Below are 19,636 nucleotides of genomic sequence, written 5' to 3'. Positions count from 1 at the left end.
TAACGTTTAGGATTATGATGGTCTAAAAGATTATAAATCGCAGTAGCTAATTTTATTTATTGCTTGAAAATAGAGGGCGTATATGGAGCGTAAAAATCTTATACATGAGCTGTCAGAAAAGGAACTCTTTGAGAAATATTACCCTCGACTATGTGATTTTGCCCTAAGGTATATACAGGATGAACATGCAGCGGAGGATTTGGTGCAAGATGCTTTTGTTTCTTTTTTGGAAAATAGGCATCAAGTTGCTACAGATAACAATGCTCAAAAGGCCTTCTTGTACTCCTGTGTAAAGTTTGCATGCCTTAATCGCCTACGACATGTGAAGGTTAAGACCCGTGTTGAAGCTACAATAGATGCCGATCCTGTTGAAGATCCGAAATTCCTCGAAGGTATCATCCATGCAGAAATTATGGGTAAAATCCACAAGGCAATTGAGGAGCTGCCTAGGGGCTGTTACTTGATTTTTAAAGAAGGCTATCTCGAAGGACTAAGTAACCAGGATTTAGCCAAAAAATTAGGGGTAAGTGTCAATACCATTAAAAGTCAAAAGCAGCGTGGCTTGATGCTGCTGAAGCAAAAACTATCGCCTGAGGCTTTCGCGATTTTACTTAGCTGTTTAGCCCTTTTGGAAAATTAAAAAAAAATTCCACCCCTTTTTACTGCTCAGGTTTCTTAGTAATATAGAACCTGTAAAAATGACCAATAAACCTTTTCATATCGCTTCTGAAATCAGCAGATACTTATTGGGAAAACTCAATGCGGAGGAAGAACATAGGCTGCTAGAAAAGCTGGAAAAGGATGCCGAATTACAGGCAATCATTGCACGATACAAAGATAATAAAGAAGTGCTAAAACGATTGAGGTATATGCAGCACCATCACCTGAACATGGCATGGATGAAAGTGGAGGCTAAGCGTATGACTAAGGTAAAGCGTTTGAACTTACACGCCAGACGTTGGTGGATCGGAATTGCCGCTTCGATCTTGTTCACGGTAAGTGTCTTTCTTGTGATGCAAAATAAGAAAGATCCAGGCGTGATCCCGATCAACGCATCACACTATAAGAATGATGTGTTACCTGGAACCTATCGTGCAACATTAACACTTTCAACTGGAAAAATCATAGCGTTGGAAGATCGGAATATTAACCTGAAGGAAAAGGATGGTACAGCACTTGGTGGGTCTGCAGGCATAATAAGTTATCAAAACAACGATTTGAAAAATGATCAGGAAGCATTTTACAATACCATCGAGGTGCCAAAAGCTGGTACCTACCAAGTGGTACTGCCGGATGGGAGTCGCGTATGGCTCAACGCCCGGTCCTCCTTAACCTTTCCTACACGTTTTTCCGGTACATCCCGTGATGTAACGCTAACCGGCGAAGCTTATTTTGAAGTAATGACTGATCCTGAAAAACCGTTTAAAGTACAAGTGAATGGGAGTCAGATTACCGTATTGGGGACAAGCTTCAATGTAAATGCTTATAGACAACGTTTGGAAACATCCCTCATCAGCGGAAAAGTTAGAATTGCGTTTAAGGAAGTGGAAGAAGAGCTTAAACCCGGGGAAAAGGCAGTGATTAAACAGGGAAAAATTGCTGTTCAACCAGCGGATCTGGAAAAAGTGATCGCTTGGAAAAATGGTTATTTTCATTTTGAAAATGACAATATTTCCTTGGTGCTCGAAGAGTTGGCGCGTTGGTATGATATAGACGTTAAATACGTGGGAATAATACAGGGATCTACCTTTACAGGGAGTATACCCCGTAGCGTAAACCTGAGTGAAGCCTTAGATATTATTGCGGACGTAAGCGATATGCGATTTCTTATCGATGGCCGAATCATTTCGGCACAGTCCTTACAACAATTGAAGTAAAAATGAACGAACAAATGTATAACCTAAAAAATGAAAATACGATGAAAAGAACCTGAAACGTGAAGACGAAAATATGCCGAAAGTGCGTCACCACTTTCGGCATGTATTAGGCTAATTATAAACAAGTATAATCCATTAACTAAATGACCTAACATTACGAATGTATGAAATATTTTTTTCATAATAAAAGGCCGTGTGCCCAACACGGAACATCTGCCCTTTGTCTTTTTTTTCGAATTATGAAGCTTACCATATTGATGTTATTTATTTTAAGCATGGGAGTACATGCTACGGGGAAGGCGCAACAAGTCACACTGGATGTTAAAGATGCGAAGTTAAAAGACGTACTTAAGGCGATCACAGATCAGACAGAAACGCGATTTTTCTATAAAGAGGAACTGATTAGAAGGGCTTCTCCGGTAACCATCACATTGCACAAGGAGGAACTTGATAAAGCGCTACTGACAATCTTGACAACGAAAAATTTAAGCTTTCACCGACGTTCAGGTATTATTACAATCGTTCCTTCTAGAGCACCAAAACAAGTTTCCGCCACAGCTGCCTTGCAACAAGATCACGAGGTGCGTGGAATTGTCAGAGATACTACCGGAGCTATTCTGCCAGGCGTATCCATTTTTGTTAAAAGCAAACCCAGTTTAGGTACGACGACGGATTTAAATGGACGTTATATCCTCAATGTCCCCGCAAATGCCGTACTCGTCTTTAACATGATCGGCTTTGAAAGGCAGGAGTTTAATGCCGCTGATAGAGAGATCATTGATGTTATCCTGGCTGAGTCGGCCTCGGTTATGGAAGAAGCGGTTATAACCGCTTTTGGTGAAAAACAACGGAAGAACGATTTAATAGGCTCAGTTTCTTCTATTAACCCGGAAGAATTGAGAGTGCCCAGCAGCAATTTGACAGCTGCACTTCAGGGTAGAGTCGCAGGGTTAATTTCCTTCCAACGGAGCGGCGAACCCGGACTGGATAACGCCGATTTTTTCATTCGTGGTTTAGGCACCTTTGGGGTCAACCAACGGCCTCTTATATTGATTGATAATATGGAAGTTAGTACCGATGATTTGGCGCGTATACCCGTAGATGATATCGCTAGCTTTTCCATCTTGAGGGATGCCACGGCCTCTGCTGTATATGGATCTCGTGGAGCCAATGGCGTGATTATGGTCACGACAAAACTGGGAAAGGAAGGTCCCCCAAAAATCAGCTTCAGAGCAGAGCAAAGGGTGTCGACCCCTACTCAAAGGGTTGACATCGCTGATCCCATCACCTTTATGAAAATGAATAATGAAGCAATTCTCACTAGAGACCCCTTGGCTATTACACCTTATAGTGACGAAAAAATAGCGCGAACAATGGCAGGGGATGATCCGATTATGTATCCAGCTGTTGATTGGCTAGACCTGGTGACCAAACCAACTACACGCACACAAAACTACAACCTCAGTATTTCGGGTGGCGGACAGGTAGCAAACTATGCCGTTAGTGGGAATTTTACGCAGGATAACGGTTTACTCCGTGTTAATCCTATTAATAATTTTAATAATAATGTCGACTTTAAGGTTTATAATCTACGGAGTAATATTAATATTAATATAACGAAGGCTACCCAATTAATGGTTCGGACGGTGGCAAACTTTCAAAACTATAATGGCCCTCCCGTTGGTGGCAGTAAAGCGTTTCGTAGCGCGTTGCGTGCAAACCCGGTACTGTTCAATCCCGTATATGAACCCGGACCGCAACAAGCATATATTAGCCATCCTCTTTTTGGTAATTTTGATGATGGTGGAAATCTATACCTGAATCCTTATGCTGAGATCGTTCGCGGATACTCTGAGTGGTCACGAAGCAACATGCAGGTCCAGGTCGAGCTTAGACAAAACCTGTCTTCACTCATCGAGGGCTTAAGTTACCGTGGATTGGCCAATATCTCACGTGGTTCTTATATGGAGTATATCAGGCAATATAATCCTTTTTATTATGCCCCATCAATTTTTAATAACAACACTGGAACTTACAACTTTGTCAATATCAACCCCGACACTGGAACAGAATACCTTAATTTCAATGAAAACGGAAGGGGGCAAGAAGCTCTGTTTTATATGGAAAATGCCATCAATTATGATCGTGTTTTCCAAGAGAAACATCACGTGTCCGGAATGCTGATCAGTACGATTAGGAATCGGATCACTTTACCTTTTGACCAGCCTGGTTCCCTCATATCTACATTGCCCTTCCGAAACGCTAGCTTTTCCGGAAATTTTACTTACGTGTACGATGATAGGTACCATGCGCAGTTTACGTTTGGTTACAATGGCTCTGAACGTTTTGCAGCTAATAATCGCTGGGGGTTTTTCCCCTCAGGAGGCTTGGCTTGGACTGTTCACAACGAAAAATTCATGCAACCTTTAAAGAATATTGTTAGCACCTTAAGGTTAAGACTCACACACGGCTTAGTAGGCAATGACAATATCAGTAATACGCGTTTTTTCTATCTTTCCGAAGTTAATCTAGACAATGAAAGCAGGCGCTTTAATTTTGGTGTTACCCCAGGCGATTATCAGCGAAATGGGGTGTCTATTAATCGTTATGCAAACCCTTATGTCACTTGGGAAATATCTCAACAAACCAATTTGGGTATCGATTTGGCCCTATTTAATGGAAAAATAGGCTTTACAGGTGATTTTTTTAGACAGAACCGCAGTAATGTAGTGCAAGAGCGAGCAGCTTTACCTTCTTCCATGGGCTTGTCTGCTCCTGTGTTAGCAAACCTTGGAAAATACCGTAGCGAAGGTTTTGATGCCGAATTGAATTATATGCACAGCGTTAATCAGTATTTATGGTTCCAAGGAAGGGGGACCTTTACGTTCACGAAAGGTAAATACATCTATTATGAAGAACCGAATTATGAATACGCTTATTTAAGCCGGATAGGATTGGACGTAAATCAACGCTTCGGTTATGTAGCTGAAAGATTGTTTATTGATAATGAGGAGGTGTTTAACAGTCCACGGCAATCATTTGGCGACGTTGTGATGGGCGGCGATATAAAATATTTAGACATCAATGGCGATGGCGTGATCGATGCCAATGATATGGTACCAATCGGTTACCCAACAACACCGCAAATTAATTATGGATTTGGATTAACTACAGGGTATAAAAATTTTGATTTTTCCTTTTTCTTCAGCGGTATGGCAAGAACTTCTTTGCATATTAATGCTACGAATGGTGATGAAAACAATAATGGTTCGGCTCCATTTGGTAATATTTATTCGCCAAATGCGGTATTACAGGTTTGGGCAGATAACTATTGGTCTGAAGATAACCGTAATATTTATGCACTTTGGCCACGCCTGAGTCAGACACCGCTTGAAAATAATACCCAAACAAGTACTTTCTGGATGCGAAATGGATCGTTTTTACGCTTAAAACAAGTAGAGATCGGATATACACTTAATCCAACCTTTACGCGGAGATACAAGATTCAGAATTTCAGGATATACGGAAGTGGTACGAATCTATTTAGCGTTAACTCCTTTAAGCTTTGGGACCCAGAGATGGGAGGAGCTGGATTACAATACCCTTTGCAAAGAGTCTTCAACCTGGGGGTTTTGCTTACCATTTAATTATTGTCAACTATATATGAAATAAATTGAACATAGATCATTTAACGAAATATACGGATGAAAAGATTTTATATTAAGATATGTTTATTGAGTATAATGTTACTTCCAGCTTGTAATAAGTATATGGATATCGTACCCGATAATGTGGCTGAACTGGAGCAGGCATTCTCTATGCGAACAATGGCTGAGCGATTTCTGTTTACCTGCTATAGCTGGATACCTCGCGGTTTTGATCTCGGTGCAAATCCTGCATTGTTGGCAGGTGATGAATTTTGGTTGAATTCAACTACTAATTACAGCCAAGGAAACTATCCGAATTGGTACATCGCTTTGGGAACACAAAATGTAAATAGTCCATTATTAAATTATTGGGATGGTAATAATCAAAGTGGAGATAATCCAACGCCCCTTTGGCGAGGTATTCGCGAATGCAATATTTTTCTGGAAAATATCCAATCCGTTCCCGATATGGATGCGGAGGAAAAAAATCGATGGGCTGCCGAAGTGACTTTTCTTAAAGCCTATTTTCACTATTACCTTTTGCGCATGTATGGCCCTATACCCATAGTGGATGTTAATACGCCTACCTTTGAAGACCCTGAAAAGGTGGTTTTTGAGCGTCAGCCGGTAGACGAGGTTTTTGCCTACCTAATCGATAAAATCGACGAGGCATTGCCTGCGCTGATGGATGACGTTACCCTTGCTGTACAAGAAAATGGGCGGATTACAAAAGTAGTCGCCTATGCGATGAAGGCGGAAATTTTGGTGACGGCAGCCAGTCCGCTCTTCAATGGAAATGGCGATTATGCTAGCTATGTAAATGCGGATGGGCAACAATTGTTTAATAGCGCCTTCGATAACGAAAAATGGCAACGTGCAGCTGATGCTTGTTCGGAGGCAATTCGATTTGCTGAAGGACATGGACGGGCATTGTATCACTGGACCCCAACGTCTAATATGACTAGCCCTCCCCAAGAAAGTACGATTCGGCAAATGAGTTTGCGACAGGCCATTACCGAAAGACAAAATAACCCGGAGCTTATTTGGGTCAATAATCGCAGTTCTGCACAACAATCACAGCAGGCATCAGCCTTTACACCGCGCAGTATCGATCCTGCAAGAATTACGAATACCTCAACGGGTGGTTTCATGGCGCCAACCTTAAATATGGCACTGAAGTTCTATAGTAAACATGGTGTGCCGATTGAAGAAGATAAAACATATAACTATTCCAATCGTTTTGAACTCCGGGAAGTTCCCGGAGGTGAGTCCCCTTATCAATACAATTTAATGCCTGGGCATACTACCGTACAAATGCATTTTGATCGGGAAGACCGCTTTTATGCCTCGCTGTCTTTTGATGGTGGTCGGTATTTTATGAGTAATCACAATGATGATCAACAGGCCTTTCCGACGAATTATAGACCAGGGGGTAATACGGCTGCTACGAACTCCCCAACAGGCTATTCCGGAACGGGTTACACGCCGAAGAAGTTGGTCAGCTATTTCAACGCAATTGGACAGTCTAATGCCTATACCACCTATCCTTATCCATTTACCATAATGCGTTTAGCAAATCTTTATTTACTATATGCCGAAGCGCTGAATGAGTTTAACGGACCTACTGCTGAAGTCTATACCTATCTTGATAAAATACGTGCGCGAAGCGGTCTGGAAGGCGTAGTCGATTCTTGGAATAATTATTCCAATTTACCGGGTAAACCTTCAACAAAAGAGGGCTTGCGGCAGATTATTCATCGAGAACGTACCATCGAACTTGCTTTTGAATCTCAACGATTTTGGGATTTAAGGAGATGGAAAGCGGCACAAACAGAATTAAATACCCCCATTTATGGCTGGGATATTAGACAAACCACGCCGCAAACTTATTACAGGCCAACGGTTTTATTTAATCGAACATTTGCGCTGCGCGACTATTTTTGGCCGATCAGCTTAAATGAGCTGCGGAGAAATAATCGCTTATTACAAACCCCCTATTGGTAAAATCTGAAAAATAGCTACAAAAAAATCTTATGAGAGAGTTAATAAGAAATATGTTAAACATAGGCTGTATTTTTTTATGCATCCTGTTCAATGGCTGCAAAGATACACTGGAACCTGCTCCTTTGAGAAGCGGGGATAAACCACAAGCAATCACTGCTTATAAGGTGCAACCAATTGCCGGTGGAGCTATTATTACCTACGATCTGCCGGTCAGTCAAGATCTAAGGTATGTGAAAGCAGTATATACGTTAGGTGACGGAAGTATACGGGAAAATAAATCGTCATTGTATAAAAATACAATTACAGTAGATGGTTTTGCTACGGCGGGTGAGTATCCGGTTGAGTTGATTGCGGTGGGCGTTGGAGAGATAGAATCAGACCCGACATCGTTAAACGTGACGACGCTTACTCCTCCCTATTTGAGAACGCTGGAATTGCTGGGAAAAGAAAACAATATGATGTCAACTTTTGGTGGGATCCGTTTACAATTTGAAAACGAAACCGAAGCACCCATTGTTATCCACATTCTGGCAAAAGATGATGGAGGTGAATGGAAACCGGCTTTAGACCATTATACTCGACTTCCAAATGGCGTAGTAAATGTGAGGGGATATCCTGCGGAAGAACGAACATTTGGTGTCTATATTACGGATCGATGGAACAATCGTTCTGATACCCTAACGGGTACCTATCTTCCGATATTTGAGATGATGATGGACAAATCTTTGTTCAAGACCTATAATTTAGCTACGGATGAATACACCGCTCATGCTGGTTTCGGTACCGTAAATGCCCTTTGGAACGGTGTTTCAGATGCTGATGGGGGAACTAATATATTCCATACCCGACCTGGTACCGGTATGCCGCAACATTTTACTTTTGATATGGGCGTAAAAGCTACACTCAGTAGGTTTGTGATGCATTCCAGAAGAAACCACGAATATCGTTTTAATCATCCACAACGTTTTGAGCTTTGGGGTTCTAATGAACCTACAAGTGATGGTGGTTGGGATTCCTGGACACTTATCGGCACCTTCAGCTCTATAAAGCCGTCGGGCTTGCCCTTGGGTGAGCAAACGGCGGATGACCTGGCATATGCACGCGCAGGAGAAGAATTTGATGTAGAAATGGAAGGCCAAGCCTTTCGTTATTGGCGTTGGAAGACACTGGAAACCTGGGGTGGAAATTCGGACGTAAGCATGGCGGAACTCACGTTCTATGGGGAAACGAAAGTAGACTGACCGAAGGGAAGGGAGCATGCTGAAAAATCGGGTAAAATGACCTATAATGATTTAAAATAATGTCCAAAGAATTCAAACGAAATAATATGTACAAAAAATATAACAAATTAGCGATGCAGGCTTTTTGGTGTTTGATGATCTTCTGCCTCCTTTTACGTTGTACACCAATTGATCAGCATTATAAAGATTTTTTAGATAATGCCGAAAAAGCCTATCCTGGCAGAGTGGACTCCGTGGTATTTCTGTCAGGATATAACCGTGGCGCAATTCGGAGTTTAATCAGCACAGATCCAAGGGTCGTACGTATGCAGATTAGATGGGGTGATAAGCATGTTTTTGATGCAAACATAGCACCTGATGAAATAGCTAAGAATAAAACGGTACTTATACCGGAAATAGAGGAAGGAACGTATACCTTTGATATCCGTACTTTTGATGCTGAAGGTAACCAATCGATGCGAACGGAGGTTCTCGGAACAAGTTATGGCGCGATTTATAGTGCAAATCTTAACAATAGAATCGTTGATAATATTAGGCAAACGGAGGAAGGTATAACGGTCAATTGGTTTCCGGAATCAGCGGATTCGAGCTTGTTGGGTACCGTAATTTCTTACATAACAAATACCGGAGATTCTGCTAGGATCTTTACAGGTTCCAATGTTAACGAAACGTTCCTTCCTCAATTTGAATCGACGACTGAACTCAGCTTTCACACCCTTTATAAACCAACATCTTTAGCCATTGATACATTTTACGCAGCACGTCAAATCATCAATCCTGTAGACTATATCACAACAGAGCGAATACTCCATCCGAAGGAATCTTGGTCGATCGTTGCTGCCAGTTCAGAAGAACCCAATAATAATCGATTAGCAGATCGACTGATCGATGGAGATGTCACTACATCCTGGATTACACGGTATTCTTCTAATCCTACGGATTATCCTGATCATTGGATCACCGTGGATATGGGTGAAACAAGGGATGTGGATGGTTTTTTCTTTGCTCAAAAAAATGGCGACCGGAAGATCAGCGAATTGGAAATACAAATTAGTAATAATAATGAATCTTGGGAGAGCATTGGCTTTTTTAGCTTAGCAGCGATTGATCGTGAATATCAATATATAGACTTGAAGCAACAAAAATCATTCAGATACTTTAAGCTAATACCACGGTCTGGTCATGATGCACAGCGACAACCTGGTTTAGCAGAAGTCGGTAGTTATTATTACTAAACCCGCATGTTTTGACTGCCTATTGCCTGTTGGTTTGCCTATTTGGATAAGCCAACAGGTCATTTAAATCCATTTACAGTGAAGCGTTTAAGAACTTACTGGCTTAACTGTTATATTTTCACCTTGCTTACCTACCTTACCAAATGGAGCCCCTGTTGAATGATAAAAAAGGCAGATCCAATCTCCTTGAGTGGCTCTTGAGGCATATTCCTCTCGAAGATGCATGGCTTTCTTGCCGTCAAAATCGTATTTGGCAACAAATTTTCGAAGTAGCTGTTCGGGTTCAGGGAGCTCGTCTCCTCCGAAAAAGTAATGCTTGCCTTCCTCACTTATATGAAAGACCTGATGAAATTCGGTATGCCCCCCACTATGTTCATAACTTATGGCTTCATTGATCTGTCCATTGCCTTCCACCAACTGTAAATTTCCGCTACGCTGAAGAACATCAAAAGCCGCGGTTTTGTAGGAAGTTGACTTGCCGCTGTACCCTGTTTCCCACTCTCCACGTGAAACAATATATTCTGCCTCTGGAAATGCAAGTTGCAATTTGCCCTGATTTTCAAAAACCATTCCACCGGCATGGTCTTGATGTAAATGTGACATCAAAACAAACGATACATCGCGCGGGTCAAATCCGGCTTCTCTAATATTATGATGCAATACGAGCTGTTTGTGCTCATCAAGATAACCTAATCCGGTATCCACAAGAATCAAATCTTTATTGGTTTTCAGGAGAAAAGGGTGAATGTGAATGAACAATGAACCCTTTCGTTCTTTTGGATCGTCTATTGACGGATCAAAAGGTATAAATTTCTTACTGTTATCAACCGAATAGGAACCTTCGTATAAGGAGAATGCTTGCATGCGAATAATTAAAAAGTAAAATTAAAAAGTAAAAATGTGTACCTTCCGAGGAATGGTAAAATGATCTGCCTCTCGCACAGGTCTTTTATGAGTAGCTTATTTAACTACTTTAGCCATCTACAAATAAACGTATAACGTACAACTTAGAACGTAAAACTAAAAAGCGTATATTTACCCCTTGATAAGCGCAAACTTAGATAAAATGGTTTTTTTTCGCAAGTGTTCAAATTGCTGCGGTGTCCTTCACGCGCTTATTAGCCTTGGGGAGATGTTTTAATAGGTAAAAGTATATGCAAAAAAGGTGGGTTGAAAGAAATATAGTTGATACAGATATCGTTACTTCCTTATCAAAGGCTCTTAATATACATAAGGTCTTGGCAAGATTACTGGCGCAGCGCAACGTCCCCGATTTTGAACAGGCACGGAAATTTTTTAGACCCTCACTTAATGATCTCCATGACCCCTTTCTAATGAAAGACATGGACGTTGCTATTCGACGTATTGAAAAAGCAATCGGTATGAAAGAGAACATCTTAATCTATGGGGATTACGATGTTGATGGTACAACAGCCGTCTCCGTGCTCTACAGCTTTTTAAAACGCTTTTATAATCATATCGGATATTATATCCCTGATCGCTATAAAGAAGGTTATGGCATTTCCAACCAAGGAATCGATTACGCGGCTGAAAATAGCTATTCACTTATCATTGCATTGGATTGTGGCATTAAATCGGTCGATAAGATTGACTATGCAGCCACCAAGGGTATTGATTTTATTATCGGGGATCATCACACACCGGGCAATGAATTACCTAAAGCAACCGCAGTTTTAGATCCAAAACGGAAGGATTGCAGTTATCCTTATAAGGAACTCTCGGGTTGTGGGATTGCTTTCAAAATTATTCACGCTTTTGCAAGAACCAATGAATTGGAGGAAGCAGAAGTTTTTCAATATCTTGATCTGGTTGCCGTAAGTATTGCCTCCGATATCGTCCCCATAACGGGAGAGAATAGGATACTGGCTTATCATGGATTAAAAAAATTGAACAATAATCCAAGCTTTGGACTAAGAGCCCTGGTTGATCTCTCCACAAAGGCGGGAGATATGAATTTAACGGACGTTATTTTTCAAATCGGTCCACGGATTAATGCGGCAGGTAGAATAGATCACGCGAAAGATGCCGTCAAGCTCTTGATCTCAAAAAGCTTAGAGGAAGCGAAAAACTGCTGCGGATTGATCGATGTGCAAAACATGCAACGCAAAGATTTTGATGCACGTATTACCGCAGAAGCCTTAGAAATTATCCAGAAAAGTGAAACGCTTGTTAAGCGTAAGACAACGGTTGTTTATCAGGAAGATTGGCATAAAGGAGTGATTGGTATCGTGGCTTCCCGATTAACAGAAAAATATTACCGACCAACCATTGTGCTTACGAAGTCGAACGGTCACGTAGCGGGATCCGCTAGGTCCGTAGCGGGGTTCGACTTATATGAAGCGTTGGCCGAATGCAGCGATCTGCTCGAACAGTTCGGTGGACATAAATATGCAGCAGGATTGACAATGAAAGCTGAAAATGTACCTGCATTGCAATCGAAATTTGAAAAGGTGGTTGCACAGAGCATTACTCCTGAATTATTGGAGCCGGAGATTTCCATCGATTCAAAAATTCATCTAACAGATATTACTCCCAAATTTTTTCGGGTTTTACAACAATTTGCTCCTTTCGGGCCTGAAAATAATGCGCCGATTTTTATCGCAAAAAATGTATATTCTGTCGGACCGGCACAATTGGTAGGTGCGAACCACTTAAAAATGTATATTACACAAGAAGGGGCCCCGGCATTTGATTGTATTGGATTCGGTTTGGGAGAATATATTTCCTCGATTAACAAAGGAATACCTTTTACCGCTTGTTTTTCCGTCGAAGAAAATGTATGGCGCGATAAGAAAAATATTCAGTTGAATTTAAAGGGGATTAAGTTGACATAGGTTATAAGCTGTACGCTTTAAGCTAACTGTTGACGACTAAAAGCTAATAGCTGATATATGATTTTAAAAGCAGAGCACCTGGTAAAAAAATATAAACAACGGACCGTTGTGAATGATGTGTCTTTTCATGTCGAACAAGGAGAGATTGTTGGATTGTTGGGGCCAAATGGCGCTGGTAAAACCACGTCGTTTTATATGATTGTCGGTTTGATCAAACCGAATGAAGGTCATGTTTTTCTAGAAGATGACGACATTACTGAAGATCCGATGTATCGCAGAGCTCAAAAGGGAATTGGCTATTTGGCACAAGAGGCATCGGTTTTCCGAAAGCTTTCTGTCGAGGATAACATCATGGCAGTGCTGGAAATACATCATAAGGATAAAACGATCAGAAAGGAAAAGCTAGAAGAACTGATCAACGAGTTTAGCTTACATAAAGTCAGAAAAAATAGAGGGGATTTGCTTTCAGGTGGAGAGCGTCGACGTACGGAGATTGCCCGTGCCTTAGCGGCTAGTCCTCACTTTATTTTATTGGACGAGCCCTTTGCAGGGGTCGACCCAATTGCGGTGGAAGAGATCCAGACCATCGTGCACAAACTGAAACATCGAAATATTGGTATTTTGATAACCGATCATAATGTACAGGAAACTTTATCGATTACGGATCGAGCCTATTTACTGACCGAAGGAAAAATTATGCTAACCGGCACGCCTGAAGAAATTGCAGTCAACGAAATGGCTCGGACTTATTATTTGGGAAGACATTTTGAGTTGAGAAGGAAGAAACTGGGATAGGTGAGTGGTTAATGAGTTAGCTTTTACTCAATAAAGGTAATATACTATCGAGGTAATCACGATCGTTTGCCAGTCGTGGCACCTTATTTTGTCCGCCCAATTTATCACGGTTCTTCATCCACCGGTAAAAGGTACCCGAAGGGGCCATATGAATAATCGGTTCTTTCAGAGCCATATTCTTGAAGCGTTTAGCATCATAATCAGAATTCACTTCCCTAAGCTTTTCATCCAATACCTGTTTAAATTTACTGAAATCATCTGGCTCTCTTTCAAATTCTATAATCCATTCATGAGCGCCGGCTTCGTTGTTATAAAAATAAACCGGGCCTGCTGTATAATCACGCACAATAGCATGCGTCACCTTACAGGCTTCTCCAATGCCATTATCAGCATTATCGACAATTAATTCCTCGCCAAATGTATTGATATATTGCTTTGTTCGGCCTGTAATTTGTATACGGTAAGGGTGTAACGTAGTAAACTTGATCGTATCTCCGATCATATATCGCCATAAACCTGCGTTGGTTGAAATAATCAAGGCATAATTTTTCCCAAGTTCCACTTGATCAAGCGTATAAGTCTGTGGGTGTTCGTCTTGCAAATTTTCAACGGGGAGAAATTCGTAGTAAACGCCGTAGTCGAGCATCAATAGCAAATCTTCCGAATCAGACTGATCTTGAATACCAAAATAACCTTCTGAAGCATTATAGTTTTCCAAATAATACATATTATCAGAGGGGATGAGCTGCATAAACTGCTCTTTGTAGGGTTTAAAGCTCACCCCACCGTGCAGGTACAATTCCAAGTTAGGCCATATTTCAAGAAGATTATCTTTCCCTGTCAATTCAAGAACCCGCTTTGCCAATACCACATTCCACGTAGGAACACCTGATAAATTGGTAACATTTTCATGGATAACTAAATTAGCTACCCGCTCAATTTTCTCTTCAAAATTAGGGTTAAGTGTTGTTTCCAGATCGGGTATTCTATACATTTCTGCCCAGAACGGTAGGTTTCGTATAAGAATAGCCGACAAATCACCTGAACTGGATTCGCCATTACCTAATTGATTTATTTTATGGCTGCCTCCCAACACAATTCCTTTTCCGGTAAAAACTTTGGCATCTGGTCTGTTATGGCAATAAATAGAAAGAAGATCTTTACCGCCCTGAAAGTGACAATCCTCCAACGCTTCTTCACTTACCGGTATAAATTTACTTCGATCAGCAGTTGTGCCCGAAGATTTAGCAAACCACTTAATATCCGAGGGCCACAATAAATTTTGCTCGCCGGCAATCATTCGATCGATGTAAGGCTTTAAGCTGTTATAATCCTGGATAGGTACACGGTCTTTAAAAGTCTCTAGATTGCAAATCGATTCATATCCGAACTTTTTACCCCACACTGTTGCTTGTGCTGTAGTAATCAGGCTTTGGAACCATTCTTCCTGAACTTCATGAGGATATTTCATGAAAAGTTCAATCTGATGGATTCGCTTTTTCATTATCCAATTAATAATTGAATTGACAATTGCCATTTTCTTATACTAGGACCTCTTCTTGGTTTTAGCGACTAAAATAATAAATTTATTCGTTATTAGTTGCCAGTTGTGCGTTGTCAGTTATTAGTTATGCGTTGCGAGTTGTCAGTTGTGAGCTAAATTCGTTACTCAACTCATTCATCGTTAGTTGTCAAATTCCTTGCCGGGCCTTAATCTCTAAATATTTGTTAATGGTGTTGATCGTTAGAAGTTCAGGGGATGTCAACACGGATTGTATACCATGTCTCGCTAGTTCCCGCACAATCAGTTTTTTCTCGTAGATAAACTTTTCCGCAATTGTTTTCAGATAAATGCCTTCAACATCTTGCGCTTTTTTCTGACTTAAGCTTTTCAATTCAATATTTTCAAAGAATATTACCACTAGTAAATGATATTTGGCAATTTTTTTTAAATAGGGGAGTTGGCGGTTCAGTGCAGATATGCTTTCAAAATTTGTAAATAGGATCACCAAACTTCGCTGCTTTAGCGTCCGTCTCACCGTCACATATAAAGCCTCTAAATTGCTTTCTAAATAACGTGTTTTTTCCTTATACAAAGCTTCCATAATGTAATTGAGCTGTGTTGGACGTCGATCTGCAGAAAGTACGGTTCCGATTTGTTCGGAAAAGGTGATAAGCCCGGTTTTATCCTCTTTTTTGAGCGCAATATTGGACAGTACCAAGCTCGCATTAATGGCATAGTCCAATAAACTTAAGCCGTGAAATGGCATTTTCATCGCTCGTGACTTATCAATGATACAGTAGATATGCTGTGAGCGTTCATCAATATAGGAATTCACCATTAAACTGCCCTGGCGCGCTGAGGCTTTCCAGTTTAGGGTACGATAATCGTCGCCGGGGACGTAGGTCTTTATTTGTTCGAATTCCATGCTATGACCTAAACGGCGAATTTTCTTCAAACCATAGTCCGTTAACCTGTTGGAAATGGCTAGCACTTCGTACTTGCGCATTTGAAGAAAAGAAGGATAAACAGGTATATCGATTGCTACATCTTCATTGAATCTACGTTGTATAAAACCAATGGGCGACTGTACAAAGGTCCGTAATTTACCGAAGGCGTATAAACCTCGTTTAACGGGACGTAATGGGTAAGAAAAGCTGCGTCGTTCCTTCGCTCCTATGGTTTGTTCAAACCAAATATCCCGTTTTTGGAATTGATAAGGTATTTCATCGATAATACCTATCCGCACAACAAAGGGATAATGATTCTCGCTTGTAATCCAAATATCATTGACGTCACTGTTGCTTAATCGGGTAGGTGCATTTCGACTTGTTTTGACCCCCACTTTAGTTGTTGCATATAATAAAACAATATCCGCTACTAGAATAAAAAGTGATGTTAATGCGAAAAGTTGCGGTATAATACCGAACCAAGGAAAAAAATAAGCAAGTAAAAACAAAAATGCGCTTATTCCCCATGCGACAAAAAATCGCTTACCCAGAAACAAGTCTATATAAAATAATCGAATCATGGCTTTCAGTTTATTGCGCATCACCTGCCTTAAACCATTCTGTACCTTAAAACCGAACCCTATCTCGGGACTTCTATGTTTTTAATAAGTTGACTAATAACCTCATCCGGGCTTATGCCTTCCATTTCCCGATCAGGGGTTAAAATTACCCGATGGCGCAATACGGCAGGTGTAACGCTTATAATATCATCTGGCGTAACAAAATCGCGGTTATTCATGGCAGCCATGGCCTTTGCCCCGCTGATAATAGCCAATGATGCCCGAGGGGAAGCTCCTAAAAATAAAGATTTATGGTTCCTTGTCTGATAGACGATCTTCGCGACAAACTCAATGAGTTTATCTTCCACATGTAACTTCCTTACGGTATTGCGTAGCGACTTAATCTGGTCGGTGCTAAGCACGGCTCGTATGTTTTGAATCTTTTCTGCTGAATCGGCTTGATGATGCCGTATTAAAAGTTCCGTTTCTTCTATTAAGGAGGGATAGCCGACTTCGATTTTAAATAAAAATCGATCGAGTTGCGCTTCCGGTAGGCGGTAAGTGCCTTCTTGCTCTATTGGGTTCTGGGTCGCGAGTACAATAAAGGGGTCGTCCATCGGATGCGTAACGCCGTCTAAGGTCGCCTGACGTTCTTCCATCACTTCAAATAATGCCGATTGTGTCTTCGCAGGGGCTCGGTTAATCTCATCTGCTAGAATAATGTTTCCGAATATCGGACCTTTTTTGAATTCAAAATCTGTGTTTTTCGGGTTAAATATCGAAGTGCCCAATACATCCGAAGGCATGAGGTCGGGGGTAAATTGGATGCGACTAAACTTGGCATCAATACATTTCGATATTAATTTGGCGGTCAAGGTCTTCGCAATGCCGGGCACCCCTTCAATCAATAAATGGCCGTCGGCCAAAATTCCGGCAATTAAAAATTCAACAAGCTTGTGCTGTCCGACGATGACTTCGCCAATGGATTCTTTAATGCGCTGAACCGCTTGATGTAATTCACCTAAATCAGTGCGTTGTTCGAAAAATTCTTGTTCCATAATATATTGGATTGTTCGTAAAACTGTTCCATGTAATTGTTGAAATCGATTAATTCCAGGTCGCCTAACGGTTTCCCTAAATGAACCGTCTCTATATAGCCTAAGATCTTATGGATAATATCAGGTGCCACACCTGAGCGTTCGATAAGCAAGTCGCTAAATTCTTTGTTTAAATCGCTTGTTTTAAGCCGATAATACGTGCGGATAAAATGAAAAAAATATTGAGCTTTTTTGTTTATAATATCGTTGTTGTCATGCTGGCCAAAATAAACACCACTTACTACCTTGACAAATTCTACACTGGTGTTTGTCATAGGGTCTTCCGGTGGAATAATTCGCTGGCGTCGTTTAATTTCGAATAAAACAAAGAGGACGAGGCAACCGAGCATGATGTAATAAGACCATTTGAGCGAGGGATTGCTGAAAATAAAGCGTAAGAGAGATCGTTCACCCGGCATGCCGAGTAATTGATATTCATCATAGATCAGCGGTCGATCCGGATTGAGGTATGAAAGTGCCTTGGCGGTATATGATGCACCATCGGCCGCTAATAATACGTAATTGGTGAAAAAATCAGGGGATGCCAATACGTAAAGAGAACCCTTCCCGATTGTATAACGTAAAAAGTTAGCCTCATTTTTATTGTTGGTTCCCAAAATAATTGCGTTCAGTGTATCGATCTTACTGAAATATTGTGGAGCAATTCCCCTGCTAAACCGAAAGTAATGGTCGGGGTTTAATTGCTTATTTACAAAATGAAATTGGAGACTGTCTTTTGCGAAAAGAAGGTCTCGCATATGGATTTGTAAGTGGAGTGAATCTAAAAGGCTTTGATTGAAATCACTCGCTGCCAGAAAAACGTCGTTTCCTTGCTCTATATGCCTGCGCAGCTTTTGGTAATCGTCTTTGCCTATGGAAATCTTTGGTGCAACGATGAGTAAATTGGATCCGTCAGCTTTGGAAAGTGTTTCATCAAGGGATTGCCGACTACTGGATATACCGCCCTTAAAAAGCTGCGGTAGTTCACGATAGCTTATGTAAGTTCCAAAAGGGATCTTATCAGTCCGCTGGTATGTTGGGGACCAATTAACAGGGGCCGGCCGGTTATATTCAATGAATAAATAGACGCCTAATAAAGAAAATGCTAAAAAAAGATATAATTTAAGATCTTTCATGGCTGTTCACTAAATGAGATCTTTTAACTTTACATAATCCTTTTTAAAATCGAAAAAGTCATTTTCTCTTACCGGAAAAGCGCCATACCAAGCTTGCTCGAATAAGCCCGTTAAGTTTCGAAAATCGGCACTAAATGGCTTTTCTCCCAATTCTTGCACGTAAATCCTATTCGTTTTTCCAGGTTGCCAGTCGATCAACGCCCGATCGGTTAATTCTTTTAGCAATTGAAGGTATAGCAACCGAACCGCCTGACGGAAATTTTTTTTCTCGATCGCCATTCCGACTTCTCGCTCAAAATCGATGTAATGGATGTTTTCTTCTTCAGCCATCGCAGTCGTGCTTAGCCGGTTCCTTCTTCCAAATACCTGTAGGATATCCATGCCTGCTATTTTATAAATAAGGAATAGAAGGGCGGTACTACCCAGTATAATGAGCAGCCATTTAAAGGCAGGTCCTGATTGGCGGTTCGAAAAAATACGATTTAATAATTCGTAAAACCATTGTTTAAAATGCTGCCACCACCCAACCGGAGCCAATTCTTCTTCGTAATCAAAGGCAGTATCTTTTTTGTACTGCGCTAACCTGGCAGTATCGAATGAACGTAGGATGAGCTTAGCGGTATCAATCTGTACTCGTTGTGCTTTGTCTTTTTCCGATAAGGTAGAATCTACGCTAGCAGCTCGTGTAGGCCATCCGAAAAACAATATGCTTAATAAAACAAAATAAATACGGTACAT

Annotated in this window: 14 protein-coding genes; 8 read left to right on the top strand and 6 right to left on the bottom strand. The window is 41.0% G+C overall.

Annotation, left to right across the window (positions count from 1 at the left end; translation table 11 throughout):
- Positions 1-82: 82 nt before the first annotated feature.
- From RYH73_RS00470 to RYH73_RS00445, 6 genes are all read left to right on the top strand, one after another.
- Positions 83-640 (top strand): RNA polymerase sigma-70 factor, encoded by a 558-nt coding sequence (locus RYH73_RS00470; RefSeq protein ID WP_335311282.1) that lies wholly within the window; start codon positions 83-85, stop codon positions 638-640.
- Positions 641-698: 58 nt separating this feature from the next.
- Positions 699-1,877, top strand: coding sequence for a FecR domain-containing protein (locus tag RYH73_RS00465; RefSeq protein ID WP_335311281.1), 1,179 nt, complete (start codon positions 699-701; stop codon positions 1,875-1,877).
- 239 nt (positions 1,878-2,116) lie between these two features.
- On the top strand, positions 2,117-5,524 hold the full coding sequence (locus RYH73_RS00460; RefSeq protein ID WP_335311280.1) for a TonB-dependent receptor: 3,408 nt from the start codon (positions 2,117-2,119) through the stop codon (positions 5,522-5,524).
- A 57-nt stretch (positions 5,525-5,581) separates the two neighbouring features.
- The gene (locus RYH73_RS00455) at positions 5,582-7,528 is read left to right on the top strand and encodes a RagB/SusD family nutrient uptake outer membrane protein (RefSeq protein ID WP_335311279.1); all 1,947 of its coding nucleotides are present in this window, start codon (positions 5,582-5,584) and stop codon (positions 7,526-7,528) included.
- 29 nt (positions 7,529-7,557) lie between these two features.
- The gene (locus RYH73_RS00450; protein WP_335311278.1) at positions 7,558-8,769 is read left to right on the top strand and encodes a DUF5000 domain-containing lipoprotein; all 1,212 of its coding nucleotides are present in this window, start codon (positions 7,558-7,560) and stop codon (positions 8,767-8,769) included.
- Positions 8,770-8,855: 86 nt separating this feature from the next.
- Complete coding sequence (locus RYH73_RS00445) at positions 8,856-10,004, top strand: DUF4998 domain-containing protein (RefSeq protein WP_335311277.1); 1,149 nt, start codon at positions 8,856-8,858, stop codon at positions 10,002-10,004.
- Between the two features lie 87 nt (positions 10,005-10,091).
- Here the strand turns inward: RYH73_RS00445 and RYH73_RS00440 are convergent, their stop codons facing one another.
- Positions 10,092-10,868, bottom strand: a complete 777-nt coding sequence (locus tag RYH73_RS00440) for an MBL fold metallo-hydrolase (RefSeq protein WP_335311276.1) — start codon at positions 10,866-10,868, stop codon at positions 10,092-10,094.
- A 290-nt stretch (positions 10,869-11,158) separates the two neighbouring features.
- On the opposite strand from RYH73_RS00440, the gene recJ reads away from it, so the two are divergent.
- Both recJ and lptB read left to right on the top strand, forming a co-directional pair.
- On the top strand, positions 11,159-12,859 hold the full coding sequence (recJ, locus tag RYH73_RS00435) for a single-stranded-DNA-specific exonuclease RecJ (RefSeq protein WP_335311275.1): 1,701 nt from the start codon (positions 11,159-11,161) through the stop codon (positions 12,857-12,859).
- A gap of 57 nt (positions 12,860-12,916) precedes the next feature.
- The gene (gene lptB, locus RYH73_RS00430; protein ID WP_335311274.1) at positions 12,917-13,654 is read left to right on the top strand and encodes an LPS export ABC transporter ATP-binding protein; all 738 of its coding nucleotides are present in this window, start codon (positions 12,917-12,919) and stop codon (positions 13,652-13,654) included.
- 16 nt (positions 13,655-13,670) lie between these two features.
- Here lptB and RYH73_RS00425 read toward each other — a convergent pair whose 3' ends face one another.
- The 5 genes from RYH73_RS00425 to RYH73_RS00405 form a co-directional block, all read right to left on the bottom strand.
- The gene (locus tag RYH73_RS00425; protein ID WP_335311273.1) at positions 13,671-15,191 is read right to left on the bottom strand and encodes a GH3 auxin-responsive promoter family protein; all 1,521 of its coding nucleotides are present in this window, start codon (positions 15,189-15,191) and stop codon (positions 13,671-13,673) included.
- A 154-nt stretch (positions 15,192-15,345) separates the two neighbouring features.
- A complete protein-coding gene (locus RYH73_RS00420) occupies positions 15,346-16,686 on the bottom strand; it encodes a DUF58 domain-containing protein (RefSeq protein ID WP_335311272.1) in 1,341 nt (446 codons plus the stop codon).
- Between the two features lie 59 nt (positions 16,687-16,745).
- Complete coding sequence (locus RYH73_RS00415; RefSeq protein ID WP_335311271.1) at positions 16,746-17,723, bottom strand: AAA family ATPase; 978 nt, start codon at positions 17,721-17,723, stop codon at positions 16,746-16,748.
- Positions 17,687-18,898, bottom strand: coding sequence for a DUF4350 domain-containing protein (locus RYH73_RS00410; protein ID WP_335311270.1), 1,212 nt, complete (start codon positions 18,896-18,898; stop codon positions 17,687-17,689). Before RYH73_RS00410 ends, RYH73_RS00415 begins: the two co-directional genes overlap by 37 nt.
- Positions 18,899-18,907: 9 nt before the next feature.
- On the bottom strand, positions 18,908-19,636 hold the full coding sequence (locus tag RYH73_RS00405) for a DUF4129 domain-containing protein (RefSeq protein WP_335311269.1): 729 nt from the start codon (positions 19,634-19,636) through the stop codon (positions 18,908-18,910).

Origin of the sequence: Olivibacter sp. CPCC 100613 (assembly GCF_036959255.1) — a bacterium.
Taxonomy (GTDB): Bacteria; Bacteroidota; Bacteroidia; order Sphingobacteriales; family Sphingobacteriaceae; genus Olivibacter.
This window is presented reverse-complemented; position numbering and strand designations above follow the sequence as displayed.

What these genes read in the sequence shown, in the direction of transcription:
- RYH73_RS00405 (WP_335311269.1), bottom strand. Translation starts at nt 19,636, where the DNA reads ATGTACCGTATTTATTTTGTTTTATTAAGCATATTGTTTTTCGGATGG.
- RYH73_RS00455 (WP_335311279.1), top strand. Translation starts at nt 5,582, where the DNA reads ATGAAAAGATTTTATATTAAGATATGTTTATTGAGTATAATGTTACTT.
- RYH73_RS00470 (WP_335311282.1), top strand. Translation starts at nt 83, where the DNA reads ATGGAGCGTAAAAATCTTATACATGAGCTGTCAGAAAAGGAACTCTTT.
- RYH73_RS00425 (WP_335311273.1), bottom strand. Translation starts at nt 15,191, where the DNA reads ATGGCAATTGTCAATTCAATTATTAATTGGATAATGAAAAAGCGAATC.
- recJ (WP_335311275.1), top strand. Translation starts at nt 11,159, where the DNA reads ATGCAAAAAAGGTGGGTTGAAAGAAATATAGTTGATACAGATATCGTT.
- RYH73_RS00420 (WP_335311272.1), bottom strand. Translation starts at nt 16,686, where the DNA reads ATGATTCGATTATTTTATATAGACTTGTTTCTGGGTAAGCGATTTTTT.
- RYH73_RS00465 (WP_335311281.1), top strand. Translation starts at nt 699, where the DNA reads ATGACCAATAAACCTTTTCATATCGCTTCTGAAATCAGCAGATACTTA.
- RYH73_RS00445 (WP_335311277.1), top strand. Translation starts at nt 8,856, where the DNA reads ATGTACAAAAAATATAACAAATTAGCGATGCAGGCTTTTTGGTGTTTG.
- RYH73_RS00410 (WP_335311270.1), bottom strand. Translation starts at nt 18,898, where the DNA reads ATGAAAGATCTTAAATTATATCTTTTTTTAGCATTTTCTTTATTAGGC.
- RYH73_RS00440 (WP_335311276.1), bottom strand. Translation starts at nt 10,868, where the DNA reads ATGCAAGCATTCTCCTTATACGAAGGTTCCTATTCGGTTGATAACAGT.
- RYH73_RS00415 (WP_335311271.1), bottom strand. Translation starts at nt 17,723, where the DNA reads ATGGAACAAGAATTTTTCGAACAACGCACTGATTTAGGTGAATTACAT.
- RYH73_RS00460 (WP_335311280.1), top strand. Translation starts at nt 2,117, where the DNA reads ATGAAGCTTACCATATTGATGTTATTTATTTTAAGCATGGGAGTACAT.
- lptB (WP_335311274.1), top strand. Translation starts at nt 12,917, where the DNA reads ATGATTTTAAAAGCAGAGCACCTGGTAAAAAAATATAAACAACGGACC.
- RYH73_RS00450 (WP_335311278.1), top strand. Translation starts at nt 7,558, where the DNA reads ATGAGAGAGTTAATAAGAAATATGTTAAACATAGGCTGTATTTTTTTA.